Below are 26,174 nucleotides of genomic sequence, written 5' to 3'. Positions count from 1 at the left end.
GACTGCGGGTCATGCATGGCCGATAAACCGCCGACCACGAACACCGCGGAAATATTCGCGCACCCAGGGGTGATCGAAATCCAAAAGTTTCTGGACAGGTTCGGCCGCGACGACGCGCTTGTCGGCGAGGACGGCGACCCGGTCACAGACCGAATAGAGGCTGTCGAGATCGTGCGTCACCATGTAGACGGTGAGGCCGAGCGTGTCCCGAAGCCCCTTGATGAGGCTGTCGAACGCCGCGGCGCCGATCGGATCGAGGCCGGAGGTCGGCTCGTCGACGAAGAGCAGCTCGGGATCGAGGGCGAGCGCGCGGGCAAGGCCGGCGCGCTTGATCATGCCGCCCGACAGTTCCGACGGCAGCTTGTTCGCCGCGCTCCGCGCAAGGCCCACCATGTCGAGCTTCATCAGCGCGAGCTCGTCCATCAGCCGGGGGCTCATATTGTGGTTCTCGCGCATCGGCACCTGGATGTTCTCCAGCACCGTCAGCGACGAGAAGAGCGCGCCCATCTGAAAGAGCACGCCATAACGCTTGTTGAGCTCGGCGCTCTCGGCCGGGGGCAGCGCGTCGATATCCTTGCCGAACAGGCGGATGGTGCCGTGCTGCTTGGGCACGAGCTCCAGGATCGTGCGCATCAACACCGATTTGCCCGCGCCCGACGCACCGACGAAGCCGAGGATCTCGCCCCGCTTCACCTCGAGATCGAGATTCTTGAAGACGTTGAAGGTGCCGAACGAGACGGTGACGTCGTGCACCTCGATGACGTTCTCGTCCGCGTTGCCGCCTTCGGTGGGAGGAATGCGGCGCGGACCATCGGACGGCGCCGTCATATGCCGACCGCCGCGAAGAACATCGCGAACAGTCCATCGACGACGATGACGAGGAAGATCGCCTTCACGACCGCGCTGGTGGTGTGACGGCCGAGCGACTCGGAGCTGCCGCCGACCTTTAGGCCTTCCGAGCAGGCGACGAGGCCGATGATCAGCGCCATGAACGGCGCCTTCGAGATGCCGACATAGAGTTCGAGCGGCGTCACCGCCTCGTGGAGGCGCTGCATATAGAGGTCCGGCGTGATGCCGAGATAGAGCCAGGTGATCAGGATCGAGCCGCACATCGCCGCGATCGCCGACAGGAAGGCGAGGACGGGCAGCGCGATGATGAGCGCGATCAGCCGCGGGACGACCAGGACCTCCACCGGATCGAGGCCGAGCGTGTGCAGCGCATCCACCTCCTCCTGCATCCGCATCGAGCCGATCTCGGCGGTGAAGGCCGAGCCGGAGCGGCCCGCGACGAGAATTGCGGCGAGGAGCACCCCGATCTCGCGCAGAATGAGGACGCCCGACAGGTCGACCACATAGAGCGCGGCGCCGAAGGTCTGCAGATAGAAGCCGGCCTGCTGGGCGATGATGAGGCCGACGAGAAAGCTCATCAGCATCACGATCGGCACCGCGCCGCGGCACGTCCGGTCGAAATTCGACAGGATCGACGTCAGTCGCAGATGCCGCGGATTGGTGGCGGCGGTGGCGAGGCGGAGGCCGAACACGCCGAGAATGGCCAGAAGCTCGACGAGATCCTTGCCGATCGTGACCGTGGTCTCGCCGAGATTGGTCAGAAACCGGATCGCGGCATAGGGCCGCCGCTCGTGCGGCAGCGGTTCGGGAATGTGGTTCTCGATTTCGTCGAGCAGGAATTGCAGGCGCGGGCTGACATTGGCGAGTTCCACCCGCCGCCCCTCGAACTCCGCGTTCGCGCGCTCACGATGGATCAGCCAGGCCCCGGACGAATCCGCCGTCGTCACCCCCGACAGGTCGAGCGTGACGCGCATCGCCTTGCCGCAATCGACCGCGGTGACCGCAGCCTCGGCATATTGCGCGTTGCCGACGGTCCACGCCCCCGAGAAGACGGCCGTCGCCATGTCCCCGTCACGGGTGACGGTGATACTCGGTTGCTCTGGCGGTGAACGGACATCCATCGTCTGGCAAAAATCCTTGTGTATGTTAGCTGGTAACGGCTTCTCCGATCTCAGTCACCAGTCTCCGGTCCTAATGCTGAACGGCGTTGCAACAGTGCTGCAAATTCCTCACAGCGGGATTCATCGCGATGGAACTCGAACGACCCTACCTCCTGTTTCTGGGCGATGTGCCCGACGCGCTCGCCGCGAAGACGGCCCTCGGCATCGTCGACTGGCGCCGTGACTGGTGCGTCGGCCAATGGCGACTTCCCGGATGCAATGCGGACGCCAAGCTCCCCGAGATGAACGCGCGCGAGGCCGCCGACAAAGGCGCCCGCACCATGATCGTCGGCGTCGTCAATGCCGGTGGCAAACTCCCCGACCACTGGGTCCAATCGATCGTCGACGGACTTGATGCCGGGATGGATGTCGCCGCCGGCCTCCACTCCCGCCTCGGCGACGTGCCGGCGATCGCCGAAGCCGCGAAACGCAACGGCCGCAACCTCTTCGATGTGCGCCGTTCCTCTCAGACGTTCGAGACCGGAAAGGGCGTAAAGCGTCCCGGCAAGCGCCTCCTCACCGTCGGGACCGATTGCTCGGTCGGCAAGAAGTATACCGCGCTCGCGATCGAGGCGGGAATGCAGAATGCCGGATTCGACGCGACCTTTTGCGCCACCGGGCAGACCGGGGTGTTCATCTCCGGGCGCGGGGTCGCGATCGACGCGGTGGTCGCCGATTTCATCTCCGGTGCGGCCGAGTGGATCGCGCCGGCGACCGGCGAGAACGCCTGGCAGCTCGTCGAGGGGCAAGGCTCGCTCTTCCATCCCTCGTTCGCCGGCGTCTCGCTCGGCCTCCTGCACGGGGCGCAGCCCGACGCCTTCGTCGTCTGCCACGAACCGACGCGCACCAATATGCGCGGCGTGAAGACCCCGCTGCCGACCATCGGCGACGTGATCGACATGACGGTGGCGCTCGGCAAGCTCACCAACCCGGCGATCAAGCCGGTGGGCATCGCGATCAACACCGCCGCCTTTGAAGATGGGGACGAGGCGCGCGCCATCCTCGACAAGGCGGCCGCAGACTATAACCTTCCCGCAACGGATCCCATGCGTTTCGGGGTCGAGTCCATTGTGGACCGCATCACGCAAGAGTACGGAAAATGATCAACCTCGCCGTTGCCGCTGAGGAATTCCCAATCGCATCCTCGTTCAACATCTCGCGCGAACGGAGGACGATCGCTCGCGTCGTGGTGGTGACGCTGATCGATGGGGATCATCAGGGCCGCGGCGAGGCCGTGCCCTATCCGCGCTATGGCGAGAGCGTCGAAGGGGTGATCGCCGAGATCGAGGAGATGCGCGAGGCGATCGGGCACGGCATGAACCGTTTCGCGCTCCGCGAGGGGATGAAGGCCGGCGCGGCGCGCAACGCGCTCGACTGCGCCTTGATCGACCTCGAGGCGAAGCGGACCGCCCGCCATGCCGCCGACATTCTCGGCATCGTCCCGCAGCCGCTCCTCACCGCCTACACGATCTCCGTCGACGAGCCGTCGGTGATGTCGGAGAAGGCACGCAACGCGGCCGAATATCCGCTCCTCAAAGTCAAGCTCGGCGCTCCGGGCGACGATGCCGCGCGCATCGCCGCCGTCCGCAAGGCGCGCCCCGACGCCGCGCTCATCGTCGACGCCAACGAGGGATGGAACGAGCGCAATCTCCTCCTGAATATGCGGGCCTGCGCGAATGCGGGCGTCGAGTTGATCGAGCAACCGCTTCCGGCCGGGCGCGACGGCGTCCTCGCCACCGTGTCGCATCCGGTGCCGATCTGCGCCGACGAGAGCGTCCATGTCGCCGCCGATCTCGACAAGCTCGTGAAGCGCTATGACGCGGTGAACGTGAAGCTCGACAAGGCGGGCGGCGTGACCGAAGCGCTCGACCTCATCAAGGCGGCCCGCGAGAAGAACTTCAAGGTGATGATGGGCTGCATGCTGACGACGTCGCTCGGCATCGCGCCGGCGATCTACACCGGCCAGGGCGCCGATTTCGTCGACCTCGACGGCCCGCTCCTCCTCGCGCACGACCGCTCGCCGGGGCTGATCTTCGAGGAATCGAAGGTGAACCCGCCCTTGCCGGAGCTGTGGGGATAGCGCCTCCCCGCACCGAGACGCGCCGGTCGGATTCCGCGATCGTTTCCGATCGAGCGGCCTCCGTCCGGCCGCTCCGCTCCCATAAAGCGAGGGCTGGTCTGAAGCCGAGCGCGCCCCGTTAACGGGGGTCGTTCGCTTCGGCGCTCTCCGCGGCCCCCGCTTCGGCGAGCACGTCGAGGAGCTTCGACGTGTTGTCGATCGAGAATTGCACCCGCTCGCTCGGCCACACCGATTCCGAATAGGAAATCGGCACGCCCTTCATGTCGACGTCGACCTTCTTCGTGATGATCACCGGCTCGGTGGGCGACTGTTGGAGCTGGCGCGCCTCCTCGGCCGTCGGCATCCTGACGACAAGGTCGGTCCTGAGGCGGATATAGTCGTTGACGCCATATTCGGCGAGCGCGGCGGTGGTGCTGCGCCCGATCCGGCGCGCTTCGACGAGGCCCGGAAAACGGCGCACCGGATAATAGGCGTTCGAGACGTTCACGACCTCCTCGTCGGCAAGGCCGCGCCGCACGATATGGTAGACGCGTTCGCCGGGCGGCAGACGCAGCGCCTCGGCAACATGGTCTGGCGCGTCGATCTCCTCCTCGCGCAAGGACTGGCCGGACGGCTCGCGGCCCTGCCCGAGTAGATTTTGCGAAAAGCGGGTGCGGTTTGACAGGCGGTAATCGAGCCGGTTCGCCCGGACGAAGACCCCCTTCCCCTGGCGCACGTCGACGAGACCGCGACGCTCGAGCGCGGCGACCGCGCGGCGCACGCTGTGCCGGCCGACGCCGAATCGCTCCATCATCGCCGCTTCGGTCGGGAGCTGCATCGTTTCGCCGAAGGCGCCGGCGGCGATCTCGTCGGTGAGCGCCGCCTCGACCGTCTGCCACTGGCCCCGCGCCACCTTCGCCATCGCCGCTCCGCCCATCACCGTGCCGGGGCCCGGCGAGGTGTCGCCGCATCATGACGCCGGGCACGAGTCATTCGGACAACTGTTAGAAGCCCGCGCCCGCTCTGGCAAGACGCCGCCCGGAACGCGGGACGATGAAGCCGCCGCATGCGCGCCGTCGGGCGCAGCAAAGGCGCCGCCACACGGATCCGGGCCCGCCCGGCCGGCCTTCCGCTCAAGCGGGGCGCAGGAGATCGGACAGGCCGATCCGTTCGGCGAGTTGGGCGCGCACCCGATCGGCGACACCGTTGACGATCTCGGCCCCGTCCGCCGACGGATCGATGTGGCTGCGGAACGGGCGACGGCCTTTCGGCAGCGCCACGATCCGGGCGATCTCGCGGCCGACGGCGGTGGGATCGGCATCGGCCGGCTCGAGCCGGGCGAGCCCGTCGAGAACGCGCTGGTCGACACCCCGATAGGGGCCGGACCACCACGCCTCGGCGCGTGCGGTGTCTTCCGGCCGGCCGGCATGGGCGAAGTGCTGCGTCCCGCCGGTGAAGGCGCCGGGCACGACGATGCTGGTCTCGATCCCGAAGCGGGCCAGCTCCAAGGCGTAACTCTGCGCCAGCGCATCCATCGCCGCCTTGGCCGCAAAATAGGGCGCGAGGTATGGCGGCGTGCCGCCACGCGTCGAACTCGAGCCGACCCAGATCACCAATCCGTCGCCCCGTGCGCGCATTTGCGGAAGGGCGGCGCGATTGAGGCGCTGGGTGCCGAGAACGTTGACGTCGTAAAGGGCAGCGAGCTGCGCCGGGGTGAAGGCCTCGGCCGGGCCGAAGACCATGTGACCCGCATTGTGGATCAGAACGTCGATCCCGCCGGCAACGGCGACCGCCTCCTCGACCGCCGTCGCGACGGAGGCCTCGTCGGTGACGTCGAGCCGCAGGGCCGCGATGTCGAGCCCCTCGGCCGCGAGCGCGGCGATCCGCGCCGCCGGCTCGCCGCCATGCGCCTCCGGGTCGCGCATCGTCGCGAACACGTGGTGTCCGTCGCGGGCGAGCGCCTCCGACGCCATCGCGCCGAAGCCGCTCGACGCGCCCGTTACGAGGATCCGCGCCATCAGACCATCCCGCCGTTTACCCGGATCGTCTGCGCGTTGATCCAGCCGCTGTCCTCCGACGCGAGGAAGCGGACGACGCGCGCGATGTCGACGGGTTCGCCCAATCGGCCGAACGGGTTCATGCCCGCGATCCGGGCGACGAGCTCTTCGCTCTTGTCGGAAAGGAAGAGCTCGGTCGCGACCGGCCCCGGCGCGACCGCGTTCACCGTGATGCCGCGCGGGCCGAGTTCCTTGGCGAGCACCTTGGTCAGCGCCTCGATCGCCGCCTTGGTCGCGACATAGGCCCCATAAGTCGGCTGATAGAGGCCGACGACGCTCGATGAAAAGTTGATGATGCGCCCGCCATCTTTCAGCCGCTTCGCCGCCTCGCGCATCGTGCGGAAGGGACCGGCGAGATTGGTCGCGAGGTGCGCGTCGAGCATCGCGTCGCCGGTCTCGGCGATCGGCGCGAGCTGCATGATGCCGGCATTGTTGACGAGGATGTCGACCGAGCCGAACGCTGCCTCCGCCCCGTCGAACAGCGCCTTTGCCCCGTCCGGCGCGGCAAGATCGGCCCGGAGGGCAACCGCTCTGCCGCCCTTCGCCTCGATCTCGCCGACCAGCGCCTCGGCCTTGTCGGCGCTGTGGGCATAATTGACGACGACCGCGAACCCGTCACCGGCGAGCGCCTTTGCGATCTCGGCGCCGATCCCGCGCGAGGCCCCGGTGACGATGGCCGTCTTCGTGTGCGTGTCAGGCATGGTGTTCTCCTTTGCAGGCATGAAGATGCAGCGCGATCGCCGCGAAACAATCGCCGCGCAATTGACATCGCAATTCGGTTGAGGCGAACAATCTGCATGGACCGGATCGAACGCATGCAGCTCTTCGTGCGGATCGTGGAGCGTGGCAGTTTCAGCGGCGCGGCCCGCGAGATGGGCATCGCGCGCTCCACCGCGACGGAGGCGATCAAGGTGCTCGAGCGCGAGCTCGGCGCCCACCTCCTCGCCCGGACGACACGGCACGTCTCGCCGACCGCCGAGGGCGAGGACTTCCACCGCCGTGCCCGCGCGATCCTCACCGAAATGGAGGACGCCTATGGCGCCTACCGTGAGGAAACCCCGCGCGGCCGCCTGCGGGTGAACGCGCCCGGCCTCCTGACGCGCACCTTCCTCGTCCCCCATCTCGCGGCCTTCGTCGCGCGCTATCCGGCGCTCAGCATCGAGTTCGGCCAGACCGAGCGTTTCGTCGACCTCGTGCGCGACGGGATCGATTGCGTGTTGCGGGTCGGAACGCCCGAGGACAGCAGCCTGATCCTACGCCCGCTCGGCGAGCTGCCGGAGATCACCTGCGCGAGCCCTGCCTATCTCGCGGCCCACGGCGTCCCGAAGACGATCGACGATCTCGACGGGCACCACATGGTGGGCTTCATCTCCTCGCGGACGGGCCAGGTGATGCCGCTCGAATTCGTGCGTGGCGGCAAGGTCGAGCTGCGCACGCTCCCCGCCCCCGTCTCGGCTGACAGCGCCGACACCACGGCCGACCTCGCCCGCGCCGGGCTCGGCCTTCTCCAGGCCCCGAGCTATCGGTTCACGGACGAGCTGTCGCATGGCACCTTGGTCGAGGTGCTGGCCGACACGCCGCCCGCCCCCACACCGCTCAACGCACTTTATCCGCAGAACCGGCAACTTTCGCGACGCCTGAGGGTCTTTTTAGATTGGGTCAAAGATATTTTCGCAACGTCTCTTTGATCGATCCTGCTTATCGTTGCGCACCTTGCCCATTTGCGTTGCATCGACCGCAAGCGATAGGGTCGCCCGAACGCGACACGAACCCTCGTTGGTGACCCTTATGCCGATCTTCTCCCCCGCTCGAATGTCTCGCGTCGTCCTCGCGGGCACGCTGGCGTTCTCGCTGGTTTCGCAACAGGCCCTCGCTTGCACGCGCCTCGTCTATTTCGGCGCGGACGATTCCGTGATCACCGCCCGCTCGATGGATTGGAAGACCGATGTCGGCACCAATCTTTGGATCTTTCCCCGCGGCATGGAGCGGAACGGAGAAGCCGGGCCCGATTCCATCACATGGACGTCGAAATATGGCAGCGTGATCTCCGCCGCCTACGACATCGCGACGACCGACGGCATGAACGAGGAAGGACTCGTCGCCAATGTTCTGTGGCTGGTGGAATCGGAATATCCGCCTGAGGACAGCGACAAGCCGGGCCTGACGATCGCCGCCTGGGCGCAATATGTCCTCGACAATTTCGCCACCGTCTCGGAGGCCGTCGAGGCGCTGGAGGACGAGCCGTTCGTCATCGTCACCGACAATGTGCCGGGGCAGGACCGCCTCGCGACGCTCCATTTGTCGCTGTCCGACGCGACCGGCGACAGCGCGATCATCGAATATATCGACGGCAAGCAGGTCATCCACCACAGCAAGACCTATCAGGTGATGACCAACTCGCCGACGTTCCAGCGCCAGCTCGCCCTCGACGATTATTGGCAGGAGATCGGCGGCACCGTGTTCCTGCCGGGCACGAACCGCGCGGCCGACCGCTTCGCCCGCGCCTCGTTCTATGTGAACGCGATCCCGAAATTCGACGAGCCGAACCTTGCCGTTGCGGGCGTCTTCTCGGTGATCCGCAACGTGTCGGTGCCCTATGGCATCTCGACGCCGGATCAGCCGAACATCTCGTCGACCCGCTGGCGCACCGTCTCCGACCAGACGCGCAAGCTCTATTTCTTCGAATCCGCGCTGACGCCGAACACCTTCTGGGTGGACCTCAATCAGATCGACTTCTCGCAGGACACCGGCGAGACGATGAAGCTCGATCTCGGCCCGGAACAGACGAACATCTTCTCCGGCGACGCGACCAAGGATTTCGTCCCGAGCGAGCCGTTCGTCTTCCTCGGCACGCAATAAAACGGCGCGGGGCGCCGCCTCGCCTAGGTCGCGAAGAGCGCCCTGATGCGCGCCATCGGGGCCTCGATCCCGGCCGCGATGGGCGCGTCGGCGCGCTCTGCCTCCGCAATCCCGTCCGGGCGGGCCTCCTCCGCCCGCACCGCCGTGGCCGCCTCGCCGAGTTCGGCCGCGACCCCGTCGAGCCGCTCGCGCGATAGCGCGATCGACGGCAGCAACCCACTTGCCGCATTGAGAAGTCCCGTGAGCCGTTCGACCTCCGCCCGCGCGGGCTGAAGGCGGGCCGGCTCGAACGGGAGCGTGAACAGCGCATCGCGCGCGCGGCCGAGCGCCATCGCGATGCGGGCAATGTCGGGTGTCGCCGCCTCGCGCGCGGCCGGGTCCATCGCCGCGAGGCGCGAAAGGCCGCTCAGTATCTCGCCCGCCTTCTCCCTCACCTCGACGATCGCGCTGCGCGGCCACACGCGGGTGAAGATCACGTACATGATCGTGTTGCCGAGGAGGATGCCGGCGATCCGGTCGCCGGCATTCGACATGTCGGTGCTCGGCCCGAACCCGTCGAGGATCGTGAGGAGGAAGGCGAGGCCGACCTGGACGCCGGAATAAGCGATCCGCTCGTCCCCCGCCGCGATCCAGCCCGCGATCAGGATGGCGACGAAGACGAGGATCATCAGCCCGCCGACCGAGCCGAGATGCGGGATGATAAACATGATCGAGGCGACGCCGAGCGCGGCACCGAAGAGACAGCCGAGAATGCGCAGGACGAGCTTGTGCACCGTCTCGCCCGTCGTGCCGAGGGCGGTGACGTAGCAGGTGATCATCGCCGTGTGGATCCCCTGCCAGCTCACGCCGGTATAGATGAGGTAGCAGATCATCGCCGCCGCCGTCGCCTTCAACGCATAGCGCTGATGGACGGGGTTGGTGAACGCATCGGCCGCGAGGAGCGGCTCCTTGGCCGATTTCGGCGGCCCGCCGCCATCGGGTGCGGCGAGGCTCTCAAGGGCGCGCCAGGCTTCCGCTTCGGCCGGCGATGTCGGGGCGAGGACGTGCTCGGGCGACGGCGGGACGCGCCCTGCGACCACCGCCTCGTGATGCGCGCCGCATGTGGCGGCGAGGCGGTCGCGCTCCGCCGCGGCCGAGCGCGGCAGCGCCGCGGCGGCGAGGAGCAGGCGGTAACTCGCCTCCGATGCGCCGCCGAGCCACCGCGTCCGCTTAGACGGCACGAGATGGAGAAGGCGCGCGACCATCACCCGCTTCAGGCTGGCGGCGTTGCCTTCGTCGAGGCACTCGAACACCGCGTCGTCGTCGTCCGGGTCGGCGAAGGCGCGGCGGGCGGCCTCGATGCGCCGCGCGATCGTCTCGGCGACGATCGATTGCGGACCACGGCCGAAGATCAGAAGGAAGCCGATCATCACGGCCATCGGCATCGCCACCATCTCCCAGGCGAGCTTGAGGCCGATGGTGGCGACGATCCCCGCCGGCACCGCGCTCACCAGCGACAAGACAAACGCGATGACGAGGCCGATGATCGCCGCGGTCTCGCCGAGCGTGCTCGCCGAGGCGAAGAAGAGGGCGACGAACGAGGCCCCCGCCATGATGAGGATGCGCACCACGACCGAGTCGATCGTGGAGTTGATCAGCGGCACCATGACCGCGACGATCACCGTGACGAGGACGATGAGGCCGACCGCCTGGCCGAGCGTTTCGCTGGAATCGGGCCGCATCAGGAAGATCACGAGATAGCAGCTGATCGCCGCCTCCGGGATCTCGTAGAGCATCGCAAGGCAGGTCACGATCGCGCACATCGCGGCAACGCGCCAAGCGAAGCCGAAGCGGCCGGGAAACGAGGCGAGATCCTTGACCGTCTGGGCGTAGATCCTCGGCCAGGTCGCCTCAGCAATCGGTGTCATCGTGCACCGTGACGGTCGCCGAGCCCCCGACCCGCATCAACGAGGCCGGCGGATCCTCAAGGTGGATGCGCACGGGAAAGCGCTGCGCGACGCGCACCCAGTCGAGCGAGCGCGGCACCAGCGGCAGCGCCGTCGGAATGTTGACGACATCCTGGGAGATGACGCCCCATCCCGTTCCCTCGACGCGTCCCCGGATCGGTGTCCGCCGATCGGCGAGCGCGTAGACGGTCGCGCAATTGCCGATCCCGATGCGGCCGAGCTCGGTCTCGATGAAGGTCGCGCTCGCGAACCAGCTCGACGTGTCGATGAGGGTGAACACCGCCTCCCCCGGCACCACGAACTCGCCGGTGCCGATGGTGAGGCCGGCGACGCGTCCGTCATGCGGCGCGCGCACGATGGTGCTTTCGAGCTCGTGCTCGGCGATCGCGAGCGCCGCCTTACGCGCTTCGACGAGGGCGGCGGCGACGGCCGGATCGCCGACGAGGGTGTCCGCCGCCTCGGCCTGACGCAGCGATTCGGCGAGGCTGATCTCGGCATCGCGTCTCGCGGTGCGGGCGGTGTCGACCTCCTGGGCGCTGACATAGCCTTTCGGCTGGAGCGGCAGGAGGCGATCGAGGGTCTGTGTCGCGAGGGCGAGATTTTCCCGTGCGCGCGCCACCTGTTCCTGCGCGATCGCCGCGTTCTGCGTTTCGGCGCGGATCTCGCGATGGCGGTCGGCGAGCGCCGCCTCGGCCATCGCGAGGTCGCTCGCGGTCTGCTCATAGGCGAGCCGGTACGTCTGCGGGTCGACGCGGAAGAGAATATCGCCCTTCTTCACCGCCTGGTTCTCTCGCACCGGCAGCTCGACGATCCGCCCCGCCACCGTCGGCGCGATGTGGACGACGGTCGCGCTCAACACCGCTTCGTGGGAAAGCGGATTGCGCTCCGCCTTTCGCAGATGCTGCCAGCCGAGGATCGTCGCAGCGAGGATCACGGATGCGGCGACGATGGCGCCGCCGACGCGGGCCGGGCTGATATGATGGGGGGAAGCCACTCTAGCGCCTCCTCAGCGACCGAAGGCGAGACTGGAGACAAGGAACCCGACCGCCGTCGCGATCCCCACATAGACGAGAAGCCGCATCGGCAAGACGTCGTCGAGACCGATGGCGACGAAGATCACCCGCGCGACGATCGCCGCGCCGATCCCGGCAAAGGCCGCCAGGAGCCAGGACGGGAAATAGGCCCCGAGGAACGGCACCGCAGGCGCGACGGGCGTGCCGTTGCAGGCCGCCAGCGCGAACGCGATCGGCAGCAGCAGCGCCAAGGCGCGCCATCCCCCGCCCGCACCCCGGCCGAACCGCACCGGACGGCCGGACGGTCCGTGGCGGCCCGGCGCGCTGCGGCTCGTCTTCGAGAGGGCTGAGGGAATGGTCAATCGCCGCATGGTTCACGTGCTCTTCAAAGGCTCGGCCGCCGGATGACGCTCCGCGAGGCGGCTCTCATGCATGAGGAGGACCGCGCCGACGAAGAAGCCGAGCGCACCCAGCCCGATATGCGCCGTCGCGACGACCGGGATCCAGGCTGGTTCCGGTCCCGCCGGTACATAGGCCAGCAAACCGGCCGTCATGAAGAATATGCAGCCGAGAAGGTTTACGAAGACGATCCGCCAGTCGAGATCCCTCGGGCGCCAGCTCCAATAGGTGTGCGCCACCTCGATGAAGGCGATATAGCCGGAGACGAGGAAGAGGATCGAACCGACGAGACCCGGCAGGAACACCACGAGATCCTGCATCATCCACCCCGACGGACCGGTAAGCGCGTCATAGGTGTTGAAGTTGAACGCCACGGTGCCGAGAAACTGGGTGAAGGTCGACACCCATCCGGCATTGCGCGGCTGCCAGCCGATGAAGGCGATGCGCCGTCGCCCGTCACGGGGGACCACCGCAAACACGGTCGCGTTGGCCGCCTGGAAATGTTGGAGATAGGCCGCCATCGTGAACGGGATCGAGCCGAGAAAGAACGTGATGTTGATGATCTCGCGTGTCGGCCCGCCGAACGTGGGTGCGCCGAGGGTGAAGGCGCTCCCGAGCATGAAGAGACAAGCGCCGCCCGCGAACAGTGCGCCGATCAGATAATTGTAGGCCGCGCCCTGCCAGAACGGACGCTCGACGCCCTCGAGCCGACGCTCGGCCGGCCGCAGCCCCTTGCGATTCTCCCGCTCGCGCCACACGACGCGCCGTCCATCCTGGACATAATGATGCAGCGTGACGAACGGCCAGGCGCCCTCATCATGGACGCCCCCCGTCCCGATCACCGCCGTCATCACGCGATCCCATCCACAATGGACATTGCCGGCATCCTCAATGGTGGAAGCCGGACGCCTCTTCGCTGGTGAGAGGCGCCTTGGTCGGATGCGCCATGATGTGCTCGAGCGCCGCCTTCATGTCGTCGACGAGGAGCGAGCAGAGGTCGAAGCTCACGCCGTTGCGCACGAGAATGCGCTGGATCGCCTGATGCTCACAGTTCGCGGGAAGCGTGTAAGCCGGCACCTGCCAGCCGCGCACGCGCAAACGATCGGCGAGATCGAAGAGGGTAAAGCCCGGATCGGCGCCTTCCTTGAGCCTCCAGGAGACGGCCGGAATGCCGCGCTTCATGTCGCCGTCATAGACGATCTCGAACGGCCCCATCGCGGCGATCTCGCCCGCGAGATAGCGCGCGGAGGCGTAACAGGCACCGTGCACCTTGCGGTAGCCCTCCCGACCGAGGCGCAGGAAGTTATAATATTGGCAGACGATCTGCCCGCCCGGACGGGAGAAATTGAGCGCAATGTCGCGCATATTGCCGCCGAGATAATTGACCCAGAAGATCATCTCTTCCGGCAGATCCTTTTCCTCGCGCCACAGGACCCAGCCGACGCCGAGCGGGGCGAGGCCGAATTTGTGGCCCGACGCGTTGATCGAGCGCACGCGCGGCAGACGGAAATCCCAGGGAAGATCGGGCGCACAGAACGGGGCGAGGAAGCCCCCGCTCGCCCCGTCGACATGGATCGGAATGTCGAGGCCGGTCTTCGCCTCGAACGCGTCGAGCGCGTCGCTCACGTCCTTCACCGGCTCGAACTCGCCCGTAAAGGTGACGCCGAGGGTCAGGACGACGCCGATGGTGTTCTCGTCGCAACGGGCGATCACCTCTTCCGGCGTCATCAGGAGGCGGCCGTCCTCCATCGGGATCTCGCGATGCTCGATGTCCCAATAGCGGGTGAACTTGTGCCAACAGACCTGGACCGGGCCGGTGATGATGTTCGGCTTGTCGGTGGGCTTGCCGGCCGCGCGCTGGCGCGCCTCCCAACGCCGCTTCATCGCGAGCCCGCCGAGCATCGCCGCCTCGCTGGAGCCCGTGGTCGAGCAGCCGACCGCCTCGCCCGAACGTGGCGCGTTCCACAGATCGGCGAGCATCCGCACACACCGCGCCTCGATCTCGGCAGTCTGCGGATACTCGTCCTTGTCGATCATGTTCTTGTCGATGCAGTCGTCCATCAGGCGATGGACCTCCGGCTCCTCCCAGGTCTGGCAGAAGGTCGCCAGGTTCTGCCGGGAGTTGCCGTCGAGCATCAACTCGTCACGCACGGCCGCATAGATGCGGCGGGGGTCGTTCTCGCCGTCGGGAAAGTTCGCCTTCGGCAAGGCCGTGGCGAGTGCCGTCGCGCCATAGGTTTCGTCATAGACGCCATCGCGCCCATCGCGGGTCGGATCGTCGGCCATTCGTCCCTCGCCTCTTTCGCTTCTGTCCGTTCGTCTCGTCTCGGTCGCCGTCAGGCGGCGCGCGCCGCCATCAGGTGATCGGTTCCGTTTCCGTCGCCCATCAGATGCGCGAGAGGCACGACCCTCGGCCCGTCCGCCGCCGCGAGGGCGGTGAGGTCGAACCGGGCGAAGTTGAGGCTCTTATAATCGCGAACATAGAAGACCTTGCGGCCGAGATCGGCGAGCACCGTCCATGAGGTGAACTCGGTCGCATAAGGCGCCGACGCGTCCTCCGCGAGGCCCGGCACCTCGAGATGACCGTCGTCCGCGCCCGGATAGTCGATGCTGGCGCCGCGCGGCCGGTCGAAATTGTTCATCACGTGGCCGAGCGTCTGCACGGCGAGGTCGGGCGTCGCCGCCTTTTCGGTGAACTGGGCATAATAGACGGCCCGCACGAAGCGGCCGACCGACGTGTTGGAGGACGGCAGCCCCGCCGTCGCGATCCCCGAATCCGGCTGACGGACCTTGAGCGTGCCGAACGTGGCGCTCGGCCGATCGACATTGTCGAGGAAGGTGTAGTTGTCGAGATTGGTGAGGTGCCAGGAAAAGGCCGGCCCGTTGGTCATGACGCCGACGGGGTTGTCATAGATGTTGAGCGTGCCGCCGTCGAACTCGAGGATGAGGCCCGCGCCGGTCGCGTCGTGAACGACATAATGGAAGGGCGACTCGACACCGCCGAGGATCGCGAGCGGGTCGAGCATGATCGGCTGCGTCGCGATGGCATCTTTCAGCGCCGCGACGGAGGCGAACTGGCTGAGCGCCCAGCTCCCGAGATCGGACGCGGAGAGGACGGCCTGGGTCATCTCCACCGCCTTCTGCTTGCCGCTGGCGGACGGATAGGACAGGAGGCTGAAGGTCAGCCCCTGATCGTTCATCCCTTCGAGCACCTTGAGATCCGCAAGCCCGAGCGGCGCCTCCGCCGACGGCAAACGGGCCGGCATCGCGATCGCGATGAAGTCATATGCGGCCTCGAAGTGGAAGACCGGATGCCCTTCGCGCGCCGAGGCGAACGCCTCGCCCTTCGGGAAGTATGTGACTTGGTAAGGCAGGTCGATGGTCAACTCCATCGTCCGTCCGAAATAGGAGCTGCCTTGTTTATCTTGGTAGAGCAAAGACGTGCACATGAAACGATCGCCTCGGGTCGCACACGGAAGGCCTCTTCCGTGCGAAGAAGACTTCCTGATCTGATGGAACTGGGACGACGGACCGGGTCCCAGCCGGCATGGGGTTTGAACATGTGAACATGTTGCGGCAACGTAGGTCGGAGCTAGACACGGTCCTGCCCAGGCTGCTTCATTCCTTAGTCGAACCGGCAAGATTCATCAATCCAATGGCATCATCTTGAACCGATGATGGCGCGCCATGTCGCATCCCGCCCGCCCCGCGACCACCCGTTGCGGCACGGCGCGAGCATCGCACGCGCTGCCCCCGGACGATCGACTGGCGCCGCCGCGAGGGCCGTCCCGCGCTCGTCCCCAATCGGCCCGAACAGACGCTTGCACTGCCGCGCCAAAGGCGATACTCACCCCCACATCGGAGCGTAGCGCAGCCTGGTAGCGCACTTGACTGGGGGTCAAGGGGTCGTAGGTTCGAATCCTGCCGCTCCGACCATTTTCGCCGCTGAGATCCCGACCGCGCATCGTCGTGGACGCCCGGCCCCGGACGTTGAGGCGTCGGGTCGGCCTTTGCCTCCGGCCGCATCCCCATTCCAAACTCACGGCCCCATCCCAAACTCACGAAGAGCGGTGCAATGCCGCCTGACCGACCGTCGGGCAGTCAGGCGAAAGCCTCGTGTGTGACATTCGATCGTCCGAAAGTCACACAAGGGTGAGCCGCCCTCGATGGTACAGACAGCACTCACACGTTTGCGGATCGGCACCAAGGTCATGCTGATCGCCGTCGTCGCGCTTCTTGGGTTCGCGGTGATGCTCGGTGTCATCATGCTCACCGATATCTTGAAATCGCGGGTGAGTTCGGAGCGAGAGGCGGCGCTCGCCAACTATATCGAAGCGCGGACCATCGGCGAAGCGTTCCTGATGGCGCGGCGCAACGAGAAAGACTTCCTTCTGCGCAAGGACGAGGTGTACGCGCAGCGTCACGCCGAGTCGGCGGCCGCCATCGCCCGGTCGATCGCCGACCTCGCGAATGACGATGCGGGCGTCACCGCGGACCTTGCCGCGCTCGACCGCAATTTCAGCATCTACACCGAAGGTTTCGAGGCGGTGGCCGACGACACCATCCGCATGGGCCTCACCGAATCCGACGGGCTGCTCGGCGCCCTTCGCGCCGCGGTCCACACGATCGAAGCCGCGCTCGAGACGCACGACGCCCCGCGTCTCCAAGTGTCGATGCTGATGATGCGCCGCCATGAGAAGGACTTTCTTGCCCGCAAGCACCCGAAATATATCGAGCGCCTGACCAAAGAGCGCGACACCTTCGAGGCGCGCCTTCGCGAGGCCGACCTCTCGCCCCCGGAGCGGGAACGCCTCACGCGCCTGTCGAACGACTATGCGAACGCCTTCAACGCGCTGGCGACACTTCAGTTGAGGCTCGATGAACGCCTCGAGGCGTTGAGCAACGCCTATGCGGCCGCCGAGCCCATCCTGGAGGCGGTCGTCTCCACCAGCGATGCGCAATATAGAGCCGCCCAAAGCCGTATGGAGGCGATCGAGGCGCGCGGACAACGCATCCTCTTCGCGAGCGGGATCACGCTCGCCCTCGTCATAACCGGGCTCGCCGTCGCCATCGGGCGCGGCATCGCGGTGCCCATCAAACGGCTGTCCGACGCGATGACCCGTCTCAGCCAGGGGGACAAGTCGGCGAGCGTCGAAGCCGTCGGGCGGGACGAAGTCGCCGACATGGCGCGCGCGTTCGCGATCTTCCGCACCAATCTCGCCGAATCGGAAGCGCTCGCACTCCGCGAACAGGAGGCTCAGCGCCGCCAACAAGAGCGCAATGCGGTGATCGAGAGCCTCTCGCAATCCTTCAGCGGCAACGCCTCGGTTGTCGTGCGGGCGGTGACCGCGGCGGCATCCAACATGAACGAGACCGCCGCCGCGATGTCCGGCGCCGCGAGCGAGACCGCACGGCAGACCGAAGCGGTCGAGCGCTCCTCCGAGCGCACCTCGGTCAACGTGCAGACCGTCGCGAGCGCCACGGAAGAGCTGTCGTCCTCGATCACCGAGATCACGCGGCAGGTCAGCGAAAGCAGCAGCATCTCGCAAAATGCCGTCAAACAGGCGGAGCGGTCGGGCGCGCTCGTTCAGACCCTGTCACAAGCCGCCGAGCGGATCGGCGCCGTCGTCAACCTCATCAGCGACATCGCCAATCGGACCAACCTCCTCGCCCTCAATGCGACGATCGAAGCCGCGCGCGCCGGTGAGGCCGGCAAAGGCTTTGCGGTGGTCGCTGCGGAGGTGAAGGGCCTCGCCGAGCAGACCGCGAAGGCGACGACGGAGGAGATCTCACTCCAGATCGAGGGGATCCAGAACGCGACGGGCGAGACGGTCGGGACGATCGGCGAATTCTCCGCCGTCATCGGTCGGATCGCGGAGGTGAGCGGGGCGATCGCCGCCGCCGTCGAAGAGCAGGGCGCGGCGACGCGCGAGATCGCGCGCAACGTCCAGGATGCGGCGGACGGCAGCGAAGAGGTCACGACGAGCGTCGCCGCCGTCGCGCGCATCTCGCAAAGCAACGGCGCCGCCGCGGCCCAGCTCCTCGGCGCATCCGAGGACCTCGCCCAACAAGCGGCCGAGATGCAGGCCCATGTCGACGACTTCATCGCGAAATTGAAGGCGGCCTGAGCGGACTGCCTCCCCCCACCCCACGCGCCGCGGCATTCGGCGGGCGGACGAGCCGCCCGCCGACGCCGTCAACCGGCGCGATGCTCGGTGAGGCGACGAAAATCGAGGAGGATGCCGTGGCCCGGCCGGTCCGGCGCATGAGCCTTGCCCTCCTCGATCCGCAGCGGCTCCTCCAGAAAGCGGTTCAGGCTGAAGCCGTGAATTTCGAGGTATGAGCTGTTCGGAACGGCGGCGAGCAGGTGGACGTGGAGATCATGGATCCCGTGCGTCGTCACCGGCAGATTGTTCGCCTCGGCGAGATGGGCGACCTTCAGCCAGGGCGTTACGCCGCCGAGCGTCGCCGCGTCCGGCTCCGGAAAGCTCACCGCCTCCGCCTCGATGAAACGGGCGAACTCGTGGATGCTGTGGAAGTTCTCGCCGGTGGCGACCGGCAGACCGCCATCGCGCACGATGCGCGTGTGCCCGGCGACATCTTCCGGGATCGTCGGCTCCTCGATCCAGAAGAGATCGTAAGTCGCGAGGGCGCGGGCGGCGCGGATCGCCTCGTCCATGCGCCAGATCATATTGGCGTCGGCCATCAGCGTGATGTCCGGGCCGATATGAGCCCGCATCGCGGCGACGCGCTCGATATCCTCCGCCAGACGCGCCCGGCCGACCTTCATCTTGATCGCCCGGATGCCGCCGGCGATCGCCTCGCTCGCCTGGGCGATCAGCTTATCCGTCGGAAACTGGAGATCGACGCCGCCGACATAGGCCGAGACGGCCGGATCGTCGCCGCCGAGGAACCGGTAGAGCGGCAACTTCGCCCGCTTCGCCTTGAGGTCCCACAGGGCGACGTCGATCGCGGCCATCGCGAAGCTCACCGCCCCACCCCGGCCGACATAATGAAGATGCCACCAGTTCTTCTGCCAGATCGCCTCGATGGCATCGGCATCGGCGCCGATGAGGGTCGGCTTCAGATCGTTCTCGCACAGTGACCGGATCGCGTCCCCGCCCGCGCCGACGGTGTAGGTGTAGCCGAACCCGTCCGCCCCATCCGTGTCACGGATATGGACCACGACGAGGTCGAAATGGGTGATGATCCCGTGCGTCGAGTCCGACAGCGGAACGGGAAGCGGGACGTGATAGTGCGCAACGTCGACGGCTTCGATCTTCATGGGGCGAGTGGTCCTTGGGTTGTTTCCGAGGCGTTTTTCGTGGGGCGTCGCGATCGGTGCAATCGATCGCACCCTGTGGCGAGACGATATCGCGGCAATCGCGCGGTGCGCCAGTCCATGCCAGCGAACGCGCTTTCCAGACCGAAATCCAATGCGCTAACCTCATGAACAAACGCCGATTTCGAGATGGCGGCTCCGCCACGGACCGATTTCGGCATCCCGAGGAAACACCCCAGAACGGGCGGAAAAGACGACCGAAATGGCCGAAATCACACGCATCGACACCTACGTCCTCAAAGTGAAGAGCGGCGCGGGCAGCTTTTATTCATCGCAGGAATATTTCGACGAGCGCTCGAGCCTTCTCGTCCGCATCACGTCGAGCGACGGGACCGTCGGTTGGGGCGAAGGCGGGCAATACGGCCCGCCCGAGCCACCGGCCGCCTGCATCCGCGACGTTCTCGGCCCCAAGCTCCTCGGACGCGATCCGACCGCCCCGACGGCGATCTTCGAGGAGCTCTATAGCCGCACCCGCGATTTCGGTCAGAAGGGCGCATATGTCGAAGCGCTGAGCGCGATCGACATCGCCCTGTGGGACATTTTCGGCAAAGAGGTCGGCCGCCCGGTTCACGCCCTTCTCGGCGGCGCGATCCGCACCCGCGTCCGCGCCTACGGCACCGGCTGCTATTATCCGCCCGATTATCAGGACCGGCCGACGATGCTCGCCAAGCTCGAGGAGGAGGTGAAGCGGATCCGCGCCACCGGCGTCGGCGCGGTGAAGATGAAGATCGGCCTCCTTCCCATCAAGGACGATATCGAGCGTATGCGCCTCGTGCGGACGACGCTCGGCGAGGATGTCGACATCATGGTCGACGCGAACCACGCCTACACGGCGTCGGCGGCGATCCGCATCGGGCGGGCGATGGAAGAGCTCGGCTTCCTGTGGTTCGAGGAACCCGTCGTGCCGGAGGATCGGGCGGGCTATCGCCGCTTGCGCGCCGCGCTCGACGTGCCGATCGCCGGGGGCGAGGCGGAGTTCACCCGCTACGGCTTTCGCGACCTCATCGGCGAAGGCTGTGTCGACATCGTCCAGCCCGACATTTGCGCGTGCGGCGGCTTCACCGAGTGGCGGAACATCCTCGCCCTCGCGAGCGCGCACAACATCATGGTGGTGCCGCACGTCTGGGGCTCGGGCGTCGCCGTGGCGGCGGCGCTTCAGGCGCTCGCCATCGTGCCGCGCGCGCCCTACACGGCGAACCCGGTCCCTCTTCAGAACGAGACGATGATCGAGTTCGACCGCACCTATAATCCGCTGCGCGACGACCTCGTGAAACAGAAATTCGTCATCGAGGACGAATGCCTCACCATTCCGACCGGTCCCGGCCTCGGCGTCGACGTGGACGAGGACGCGGTCGCGCGGCATACGGTGCGACACGAACGCATTGGATGACCGCACACGGGCGGGCGGCATCTGATTTGCGTCAATGCGAATCGAACCGGCGTTTGCGACCGAGCCAAAGGGGGCGAATGCCTTTATAATTCCGTGTCATCATCCCGGCCCGGTTTCATGAGAGGCTGACCGCCCATGATCACCACCCGTAGAGTCTTACGCCCCGTCTTGGTGATCGCGGTCCTTGGGATCGTCGCCTATCTCGTCTGGCTGCAGCTACGCCCGAGCGGGGTTCCCGCGGGCTTTGCGGCATCGAATGGCCGGATCGAGGCGGTCGAGATCGACGTCGCCGCCAAGACCGGCGGGCGGATCGAGGATATCCTGGTCGACGAGGGCGAGGACGTCGCCGTCGGCCAGGTGCTCGCCAGGATGGACACGGCGACGCTACGGGCGCAGTTGCGCGAGGCGCAGGCCCTCCTCGCGCAAGCCAAGATCGGCGTCGATACCGCAAACGAGCAAGTCACCCAGGCCGAGGCCGAGCAACGGGCCTCCGAGGCTGTCCTCAAGCAGCGCGAGGCCGAGCTCGACATCGCCAAGAAGACGCTCGACCGCGTCACCCAGCTCGTGCGCCGCAACACCGCCCCGATCGCCCAACAGGACGAGGCCGACGCCACCCACCAAGGCGCGACCGCCATCGTCGCAGCCGCGGAAGCCCAGGTCGCGGCGACGAAGGCCGGAATCACCTCGGCCCAATCCGGCGTCGTCATGGCGAAGGCGAAGGTCGACGCGGCGGAGGCGACGATCGAGCGGATCGAGGCCGATCTCGCCGATGCCGTCCTCACCTCTCCCCGCGAGGGGCGGATCCAATATCTCGTCGCACGGCCCGGCGAGGTCGTCGCCTCAGGCGCGACCATCCTCAACCTCGTCGACCTCACCGACGTCTACATGACCCTCTTTTTGCCGACCTCCGAGGCCGGCCGCATCGCGATCGGCACCGAGGCGCGCATCGTTCTCGACGCGGCGCCGGAATACGTCATCCCCGCGACCGTCACCTATGTGGCGAGCGTCGCGCAATTCACGCCGAAGACGGTGGAAACGGAGGAAGAGCGCGAAAAGCTGACATTTCGGATCAAGGCGCGCATCGATCCGTCGCTCCTCAAGACGTACATCCAATACGTGAAGACGGGCCTTCCGGGCGTCGCCACCATCCGCCTCGACCCCGATGCGGCATGGCCGGACGATCTCGCGATAAGGCTGCCCCAGTGAGCGGCGGGGCGGCCGACGGCGAGGGCGCGGCCTCCCCCGTCGTCCGCCTCCGAAATGTCGGCTTCCACCATGGCTCGAAACGCGCCCTCGACGATATCAACCTCGACATCGCGGCGCGGGACATCGTCGGCTTCATCGGCCCCGACGGTGTCGGCAAGTCGACGCTCTTCTCGCTGATCGCCGGCGCTCGGCGGATCGAGAGCGGCACGGTGGAGGTGCTCGGCGGCGATATGGCGAACGCCGGCCACAGGCAAAGCGCCTGCCCTCAGATCGCCTATATGCCGCAAGGGCTCGGCAAGAACCTCTATCCGACCCTATCCGTCCGCGAGAATATCGACTTTTTCGCCCGCCTCTTCGGTCACGACCGGGCGGAGCGGACACGCCGCATCGCCGACCTCACGGAAAGCACGGGCCTCGCCCCTTTTCTCGACCGGCCGGCCGGCAAGCTCTCCGGCGGCATGAAGCAGAAGCTCGGCCTTTGCTGCGCCCTCGTCCACGACCCGGACCTTCTCATCCTCGACGAGCCGACGACCGGCGTCGATCCCCTGTCACGCCGCCAGTTCTGGGATCTCATCGACCATATCCGCGCGACACGGCCGCAAATGAGCGTCGTCGTCGCCACCGCCTATATGGAGGAGGCGGCGCGCTTTCGCCGGCTGATCGCGATGGACGATGGCAAGATCCTCGCCGAGGGCACGCCCGATGCGTTCCTCGAGCGCACCGGAACCGCCTCGCTGGAGGCCGCCTTCATCGCGCTCCTGCCGGAGGACAAGCGAGCCGGCTATCGCGAGGTGACGATCGCCCCGGCGCGCGACGGAGACGGTCCGATCGCAATCGAGGCTGAGGGCCTCACCAAGCGCTTCGGCGACTTCACGGCCGTCGATCACGCCTCGTTCCGGATCGAAAAGGGCGAGATCTTCGGCTTTCTCGGCTCCAACGGTTGCGGCAAGACCACGACGATGAAGATGTTGACCGGCCTTCTGCCCGCGAGCGAAGGCGAGGCGCGCCTCTTCGGCCATGCCGTCGAGCCGGACGACATCGAGACGCGTCGGCGCGTCGGCTACATGTCGCAGGCTTTTTCCCTCTATAGCGAGCTCTCGGTCCGCCAGAATCTGGAGCTTCACGCCCGCCTCTTTCATCTGCCGGCGGCCGAGCGGCCACGGCGCGTCGCCGAGATGATCGACCGCTTCGACCTTCGCGGCGTCGAGGGCCTTTATCCCGACGACCTTCCCCTCGGCCATCGCCAGCGCCTGTCGCTCGCGGTGGCGATGATCCACGCGCCGGAAATCCTCATCCTCGACGAGCCGACCTCGGGCGTCGATCCGGTCGCCCGCGCCGCGTTCTGGCGCATCCTCGCCGACCTCTCCCGCAAGGACGGGGTGACGATCTTCATCTCCACCCACTTCATGAACGAGGCGGAGCGGTGCGACCGCATCGCCTTGATGCACGCCGGCAAGGTGCTCGTCACCGACACGCCGGCGGCGCTGGTCGAAGCCCAAGGCGGCGGCTCGCTGGAGGACGCGTTCATCGCGCGGCTCGAGGCGGCGTCCGGCGCCGGCACCATCGCGCCCCCACCGCCAACCATCGACGACACACCGGCCGCCGCGCCGCGCGCACCCCGCGCACGCCGGCATTTCGATCCGCGGCGTGTTTTCAGTTATTCCCACCGCGAGGCGCTCGAGCTGACGCGCGATCCGATCCGCCTGACGCTCGCCCTTCTCGGCAGCGTCATCCTGATGTTCGTGATGGGCTACGGCATCAGCTTCGACGTCGAGGGGCTGAAATTCGTCGTCCTTGACCGCGATCAGACCGCGCGCAGCCGCGACTATATCGGCGAGCTTCAGGGCTCGCGCTATTTCATCGCCACCGAGCCCGCCTATTCCTATGACGAGATCGACGCGCGGATGCGGGCGGGCGAGATCAGCCTCGCCATCGAGATTCCGCCGGGTTTCGCGCGGGATATCGAGCGCGGCGCCCCGGTCTCCGTCGCCGCCTGGATCGACGGGGCGATGCCGACGCGGGCCGAGACCATCTCCGGTTACGTCCAGGGGATGCATGCCCACTGGCTCCAGACCCGCGCGACCGAGGCGGGTTATGGCGATCGGATCGCCCCGCTCGCGACGATCGAGCTGCGCTATCGCTATAATCCCTCCGTCAAGAGCATCATCGCAATCGTGCCGGGGGTGATCCCGGTTCTGATGATGCTGATCCCGGCGATGCTCGCCGCGCTCAGCGTCGTGCGCGAAAAGGAACTCGGCTCGATCGTCAATTTCTACGTGACGCCGACGACGCGGATCGAGTTTTTGCTCGGCAAGCAGATCCCCTACGTCGCCGTCTCGATGGTCAGCTTCCTCACGCTGGTCGTGCTCGCCGTCGGCCTTCTCGGCGTCCCGCTCACGGGAAGCCTGCCGACCCTCCTCCTCGGCGCCGTGCTCTATCTGTGCTGCTCCACCGCGATCGGGCTCCTCATCTCGACCTTCATGAAGAGCCAGATCGCCGCGGTCTTCGGCACCGCGATCCTGACGATCCTGCCGGCGGTCAACTTCTCCGGCATGATCGATCCGGTCTCGTCGCTTCAGGGTGTCGGCCGGCTCATCGGCGAGGTCTACCCGACCAGTTATTTCCTGGTGATCGCGCGCGGCGCCTTTTCCAAGGGGCTCGGATTTGCCGAGCTCTATCCGGCCTTCCTGCCGCTCCTCGTCGCGGCGCCGGTCCTTCTCGGCCTCACCGCCGCTCTCCTGCCGAAACAGGATCGGTGATGCGGACGCTTCTCAACATCATCAATCTCGGGGTGAAGGAGCTGCGCAATCTCCTGCGCGATCCGACGATGATGATCCTCGTCGTCTACGCGTTCTCGCTCGCCGTCTATAGCGGCGCGACGGCGGTGCCGGAGACACTCAATCGCGCACCGATCGCGATCGTCGACCACGATCAGTCGCAGCTTTCGGTGCGGATCACGGATTCGTTCTTTCCGCCTTATTTCACGGCGCCGATCCTGACGAGCGAGAGCGAGATGGACCGGCTGATGGACGAGGGCGAGGCGACGTTCGCCCTCGTCATCCCGCCGAATTTCCAGCGCGACGTTCTCGCCGGGCGGCGGCCGGCGGTTCAGCTCAATGTCGACGCGACGCGGATCTCGCAGGCCTTCACCGGGTCCGGCTACATCCAGACCATCATCTCCGACACCGTCGCCGCCTACGCCGAACGCCACCGATCGGCGTCCGGGCTGCCGATCGATCTCACCCTCCGCTCCCGCTTCAATCCGACCCTCGACAAGACATGGTTCGGCTCGATCATGGAGATCATCAACAACGTGACGATGCTGTCGATCGTCCTCACCGGCGCCGCCCTCATCCGCGAGCGCGAGCACGGCACGATCGAGCATCTCCTCGTCATGCCGGTGACGCCGTTCGAGATCATGGTGTCGAAGATCTGGTCGATGGGGCTCGTGGTTCTCGTCGCGGCGAGCCTTTCTCTCCTCGTCGTCGTCGAGGGATTCCTCGCGGTGCCGATCTCCGGGTCGGTCCCGCTTTTCGTGGCGGGCGCCGCCCTCCTCCTCTTCGCGACGACGTCGATGGGGATCTTCCTCGCCACCCTCGCGCGCTCGATGCCGCAATTCGGGCTTCTCCTGATCCTCACCCTCCTGCCGCTGCAGATGCTGTCGGGCGGGATGACGGCGCGAGAGAGCATGCCGGAATTTGTGCAGACGATCATGCTCGCCGCGCCGACGACGCACTTCGTGATCCTCGCCCAGGCGATCCTCTATCGCGGGGCGGGCATCGATGTGGTCTGGCCGCAGCTCGTGGCGATGGCGATCATAGGTGGCGCGCTCTTCACCCTGGCGCTCCTGCGTTTCCGCTCCACCATCAGCGAGATGACCTGAGCGCGGCCTGT

21 protein-coding genes and 1 tRNA gene are annotated in these 26,174 nt (G+C 66.8%); 10 read left to right on the top strand and 12 right to left on the bottom strand.

The features are described from left to right. Positions 1–9: 9 nt before the first annotated feature. Together L1787_RS05285 and L1787_RS05280 are read right to left on the bottom strand one after the other, a co-directional pair. Positions 10–828: an ABC transporter ATP-binding protein gene (locus L1787_RS05285; protein WP_235707490.1), complete on the bottom strand. Its 819-nt coding sequence runs from the start codon at positions 826–828 to the stop codon at positions 10–12. Next, positions 825–1,970 (bottom strand): ABC transporter permease, encoded by a 1,146-nt coding sequence (locus L1787_RS05280; protein WP_235707489.1) that lies wholly within the window; start codon positions 1,968–1,970, stop codon positions 825–827. The genes L1787_RS05285 and L1787_RS05280 overlap by 4 nt, the downstream gene beginning before the upstream one ends. Before the next feature lie 128 nt (positions 1,971–2,098). Here L1787_RS05280 and dgcN point away from each other — a divergent pair, with 128 nt between their 5' ends. Together dgcN and dgcA are read left to right on the top strand one after the other, a co-directional pair. After that, complete coding sequence (gene dgcN / locus L1787_RS05275; protein WP_235707488.1) at positions 2,099–3,112, top strand: N-acetyltransferase DgcN; 1,014 nt, start codon at positions 2,099–2,101, stop codon at positions 3,110–3,112. Next, on the top strand, positions 3,109–4,089 hold the full coding sequence (gene dgcA / locus L1787_RS05270) for an N-acetyl-D-Glu racemase DgcA (protein ID WP_235707487.1): 981 nt from the start codon (positions 3,109–3,111) through the stop codon (positions 4,087–4,089). The genes dgcN and dgcA overlap by 4 nt, the downstream gene beginning before the upstream one ends. A 118-nt stretch (positions 4,090–4,207) precedes the next feature. Here the strand turns inward: dgcA and phnF are convergent, their stop codons facing one another. From phnF to L1787_RS05255, 3 genes are all read right to left on the bottom strand, one after another. Next, positions 4,208–4,990 (bottom strand): phosphonate metabolism transcriptional regulator PhnF, encoded by a 783-nt coding sequence (gene phnF / locus L1787_RS05265; protein ID WP_235707486.1) that lies wholly within the window; start codon positions 4,988–4,990, stop codon positions 4,208–4,210. Positions 4,991–5,201: 211 nt separating this feature from the next. After that, positions 5,202–6,086, bottom strand: coding sequence for an SDR family oxidoreductase (locus L1787_RS05260; protein ID WP_235707485.1), 885 nt, complete (start codon positions 6,084–6,086; stop codon positions 5,202–5,204). Continuing rightward, on the bottom strand, positions 6,086–6,826 hold the full coding sequence (locus L1787_RS05255) for an SDR family oxidoreductase (RefSeq protein WP_235707484.1): 741 nt from the start codon (positions 6,824–6,826) through the stop codon (positions 6,086–6,088). Before L1787_RS05255 ends, L1787_RS05260 begins: the two co-directional genes overlap by 1 nt. A 96-nt stretch (positions 6,827–6,922) precedes the next feature. On the opposite strand from L1787_RS05255, the gene L1787_RS05250 reads away from it, so the two are divergent. After that, a complete protein-coding gene (locus tag L1787_RS05250) occupies positions 6,923–7,813 on the top strand; it encodes a LysR family transcriptional regulator (RefSeq protein ID WP_235707483.1) in 891 nt (296 codons plus the stop codon). Positions 7,814–7,937: 124 nt separating this feature from the next. Next, positions 7,938–8,984: a linear amide C-N hydrolase gene (locus L1787_RS05245; protein ID WP_235707566.1), complete on the top strand. Its 1,047-nt coding sequence runs from the start codon at positions 7,938–7,940 to the stop codon at positions 8,982–8,984. 23 nt (positions 8,985–9,007) lie between these two features. Here the strand turns inward: L1787_RS05245 and L1787_RS05240 are convergent, their stop codons facing one another. From L1787_RS05240 to L1787_RS05215, 6 genes are read right to left on the bottom strand one after another with little or no spacing between them, the layout of a single operon-like run. Then, positions 9,008–10,891, bottom strand: a complete 1,884-nt coding sequence (locus L1787_RS05240; RefSeq protein ID WP_235707482.1) for an FUSC family protein — start codon at positions 10,889–10,891, stop codon at positions 9,008–9,010. Beyond that, a complete protein-coding gene (gene mdtN, locus L1787_RS05235) occupies positions 10,875–11,924 on the bottom strand; it encodes a multidrug transporter subunit MdtN (RefSeq protein WP_235707481.1) in 1,050 nt (349 codons plus the stop codon). The genes L1787_RS05240 and mdtN overlap by 17 nt, the downstream gene beginning before the upstream one ends. 12 nt (positions 11,925–11,936) lie before the next feature. Beyond that, positions 11,937–12,314, bottom strand: a complete 378-nt coding sequence (locus L1787_RS05230) for a hypothetical protein (RefSeq protein WP_235707480.1) — start codon at positions 12,312–12,314, stop codon at positions 11,937–11,939. Between the two features lie 3 nt (positions 12,315–12,317). Next, positions 12,318–13,193: a hypothetical protein gene (locus L1787_RS05225; RefSeq protein WP_235707479.1), complete on the bottom strand. Its 876-nt coding sequence runs from the start codon at positions 13,191–13,193 to the stop codon at positions 12,318–12,320. A gap of 37 nt (positions 13,194–13,230) precedes the next feature. Then, the gene (gene gad, locus L1787_RS05220) at positions 13,231–14,628 is read right to left on the bottom strand and encodes a glutamate decarboxylase (protein ID WP_235707478.1); all 1,398 of its coding nucleotides are present in this window, start codon (positions 14,626–14,628) and stop codon (positions 13,231–13,233) included. 50 nt (positions 14,629–14,678) lie between these two features. Beyond that, positions 14,679–15,791, bottom strand: coding sequence for a linear amide C-N hydrolase (locus L1787_RS05215; RefSeq protein WP_255720261.1), 1,113 nt, complete (start codon positions 15,789–15,791; stop codon positions 14,679–14,681). A gap of 410 nt (positions 15,792–16,201) precedes the next feature. On the opposite strand from L1787_RS05215, the gene L1787_RS05210 reads away from it, so the two are divergent. Both L1787_RS05210 and L1787_RS05205 read left to right on the top strand, forming a co-directional pair. Beyond that, a tRNA-Pro gene (locus L1787_RS05210) sits at positions 16,202–16,278 on the top strand. Between the two features lie 230 nt (positions 16,279–16,508). Further along, positions 16,509–18,470: a methyl-accepting chemotaxis protein gene (locus L1787_RS05205; RefSeq protein ID WP_235707476.1), complete on the top strand. Its 1,962-nt coding sequence runs from the start codon at positions 16,509–16,511 to the stop codon at positions 18,468–18,470. Positions 18,471–18,538: 68 nt separating this feature from the next. Here L1787_RS05205 and L1787_RS05200 read toward each other — a convergent pair whose 3' ends face one another. Beyond that, positions 18,539–19,627, bottom strand: coding sequence for a mandelate racemase/muconate lactonizing enzyme family protein (locus tag L1787_RS05200; RefSeq protein WP_235707475.1), 1,089 nt, complete (start codon positions 19,625–19,627; stop codon positions 18,539–18,541). 259 nt (positions 19,628–19,886) lie between these two features. On the opposite strand from L1787_RS05200, the gene L1787_RS05195 reads away from it, so the two are divergent. The 4 genes from L1787_RS05195 to L1787_RS05180 all read left to right on the top strand — a co-directional run bounded on the left by L1787_RS05195 (position 19,887) and on the right by L1787_RS05180 (position 26,163). Beyond that, complete coding sequence (locus tag L1787_RS05195) at positions 19,887–21,074, top strand: mandelate racemase/muconate lactonizing enzyme family protein (RefSeq protein ID WP_235707474.1); 1,188 nt, start codon at positions 19,887–19,889, stop codon at positions 21,072–21,074. 135 nt (positions 21,075–21,209) lie between these two features. After that, the gene (locus L1787_RS05190) at positions 21,210–22,280 is read left to right on the top strand and encodes an HlyD family secretion protein (protein ID WP_255720260.1); all 1,071 of its coding nucleotides are present in this window, start codon (positions 21,210–21,212) and stop codon (positions 22,278–22,280) included. Next, the gene (rbbA, locus tag L1787_RS05185; RefSeq protein ID WP_235707472.1) at positions 22,244–25,039 is read left to right on the top strand and encodes a ribosome-associated ATPase/putative transporter RbbA; all 2,796 of its coding nucleotides are present in this window, start codon (positions 22,244–22,246) and stop codon (positions 25,037–25,039) included. Before L1787_RS05190 ends, rbbA begins: the two co-directional genes overlap by 37 nt. Further along, the gene (locus L1787_RS05180; RefSeq protein WP_235707471.1) at positions 25,039–26,163 is read left to right on the top strand and encodes an ABC transporter permease; all 1,125 of its coding nucleotides are present in this window, start codon (positions 25,039–25,041) and stop codon (positions 26,161–26,163) included. Before rbbA ends, L1787_RS05180 begins: the two co-directional genes overlap by 1 nt. Positions 26,164–26,174 lie beyond the last annotated feature (11 nt).

Source organism: Acuticoccus kalidii, assembly GCF_021556395.1.
Classification (GTDB): Bacteria; Pseudomonadota; Alphaproteobacteria; order Rhizobiales; family Amorphaceae; genus Acuticoccus; species Acuticoccus kalidii.
Note: the sequence above shows the minus strand (reverse complement) of the source record. Positions and strands in the feature narration are given on the sequence as shown.

Coding starts and splice junctions, on each gene's coding strand:
- L1787_RS05285 (WP_235707490.1), bottom strand. CDS start 828: ATGACGGCGCCGTCCGATGGTCCGCGCCGCATTCCTCCCACCGAAGGC.
- L1787_RS05280 (WP_235707489.1), bottom strand. CDS start 1,970: ATGGATGTCCGTTCACCGCCAGAGCAACCGAGTATCACCGTCACCCGT.
- dgcN (WP_235707488.1), top strand. CDS start 2,099: ATGGAACTCGAACGACCCTACCTCCTGTTTCTGGGCGATGTGCCCGAC.
- dgcA (WP_235707487.1), top strand. CDS start 3,109: ATGATCAACCTCGCCGTTGCCGCTGAGGAATTCCCAATCGCATCCTCG.
- phnF (WP_235707486.1), bottom strand. CDS start 4,990: ATGGCGAAGGTGGCGCGGGGCCAGTGGCAGACGGTCGAGGCGGCGCTC.
- L1787_RS05260 (WP_235707485.1), bottom strand. CDS start 6,086: ATGGCGCGGATCCTCGTAACGGGCGCGTCGAGCGGCTTCGGCGCGATG.
- L1787_RS05255 (WP_235707484.1), bottom strand. CDS start 6,826: ATGCCTGACACGCACACGAAGACGGCCATCGTCACCGGGGCCTCGCGC.
- L1787_RS05250 (WP_235707483.1), top strand. CDS start 6,923: ATGGACCGGATCGAACGCATGCAGCTCTTCGTGCGGATCGTGGAGCGT.
- L1787_RS05245 (WP_235707566.1), top strand. CDS start 7,938: ATGTCTCGCGTCGTCCTCGCGGGCACGCTGGCGTTCTCGCTGGTTTCG.
- L1787_RS05240 (WP_235707482.1), bottom strand. CDS start 10,891: ATGACACCGATTGCTGAGGCGACCTGGCCGAGGATCTACGCCCAGACG.
- L1787_RS05230 (WP_235707480.1), bottom strand. CDS start 12,314: ATGCGGCGATTGACCATTCCCTCAGCCCTCTCGAAGACGAGCCGCAGC.
- L1787_RS05225 (WP_235707479.1), bottom strand. CDS start 13,193: ATGACGGCGGTGATCGGGACGGGGGGCGTCCATGATGAGGGCGCCTGG.
- gad (WP_235707478.1), bottom strand. CDS start 14,628: ATGGCCGACGATCCGACCCGCGATGGGCGCGATGGCGTCTATGACGAA.
- L1787_RS05215 (WP_255720261.1), bottom strand. CDS start 15,791: ATGTGCACGTCTTTGCTCTACCAAGATAAACAAGGCAGCTCCTATTTC.
- L1787_RS05205 (WP_235707476.1), top strand. CDS start 16,509: ATGGTACAGACAGCACTCACACGTTTGCGGATCGGCACCAAGGTCATG.
- L1787_RS05200 (WP_235707475.1), bottom strand. CDS start 19,627: ATGAAGATCGAAGCCGTCGACGTTGCGCACTATCACGTCCCGCTTCCC.
- L1787_RS05195 (WP_235707474.1), top strand. CDS start 19,887: ATGGCCGAAATCACACGCATCGACACCTACGTCCTCAAAGTGAAGAGC.
- L1787_RS05190 (WP_255720260.1), top strand. CDS start 21,210: ATGATCACCACCCGTAGAGTCTTACGCCCCGTCTTGGTGATCGCGGTC.
- rbbA (WP_235707472.1), top strand. CDS start 22,244: ATGGCCGGACGATCTCGCGATAAGGCTGCCCCAGTGAGCGGCGGGGCG.
- L1787_RS05180 (WP_235707471.1), top strand. CDS start 25,039: ATGCGGACGCTTCTCAACATCATCAATCTCGGGGTGAAGGAGCTGCGC.